The organism is Vibrio sp. 2033 (assembly GCF_033339735.1).
In genome coordinates, this window is sequence record NZ_JAWOVC010000204.1 from 1 (window position 1) to 849 (window position 849).

The following is an 849-nucleotide window of genomic DNA, read 5'->3' on the forward strand; positions in this document are numbered from 1 at the left end:
AAGTGCCTGTTTTTCTTCGTCGTTCATGTAAAGGCCAAGTTTAGTACGACGCCATAAAATGTCTTCGTCGGTTAGCGCCATTTCATGATTCATCAAGTAATCGATCTCGCGTTGGTATACGCCGCCTGCTTGCTCTGAGAACGCTTGGCCAAGATCGGCTTCACTGGATGCGCCTTCCATCAAATCCCACGTTTGCGTACCAAACTGAGTCACATAGCGCAGAATCAGCGCTTGCGGTGCCCATGAGTATTTCGCGTGAATTTGTTTCGCTAACTGTTCACGGGTGCAGCTAAAGTTACCACCTGGTAGCGTTTGATTTGCTGTCCAGTTACCACCCATTTGAGGTAGGTACGGTTCCAGTTTCTTCATCGCCGCTTCACCGAGTTTACGGTAAGTCGTTAGCTTGCCACCGAATACTGACAACAATGGTGCTTGGTCGTACTCTGCATCGAGCTCTAGCGTGTAGTCTCGTGTGATCGCTTGCGGTGAGTCAGACTCATCATCACACAGAGGACGTACACCACTGTAAGTCCAAACCACATCTTCACGAGTAAGCTGGTGGACAAAGTGTTGGTTCACGATATCGATGAGGTAATCAACTTCGTCATCCGAGATCGCCACTTCACGTGGGTCACCTTTGTATTCCACATCTGTCGTACCGATGATTGAGAACTTATCTAGATAAGGAATCATAAATACGATGCGGTTATCTTTGTTTTGAAGAATGTAGGCTTGCGGTTCGTTGTGGATACGAGGAACAACGATGTGCGAGCCTTTGATCAAACGAATGTTGCGAGGGGAGGTTTGCTCCAATCCTTCATCAAAGAACTGTTTCACCCATGGACCAGC

General features: G+C 47.8%; 1 protein-coding gene. It reads right to left on the reverse strand.

The window, feature by feature from the left end; genetic code table 11:
• A partial coding sequence (glpD, locus tag R7P74_RS25590; RefSeq protein ID WP_318123448.1) for a glycerol-3-phosphate dehydrogenase occupies positions 1-849 on the reverse strand: 849 nt, incomplete at both ends.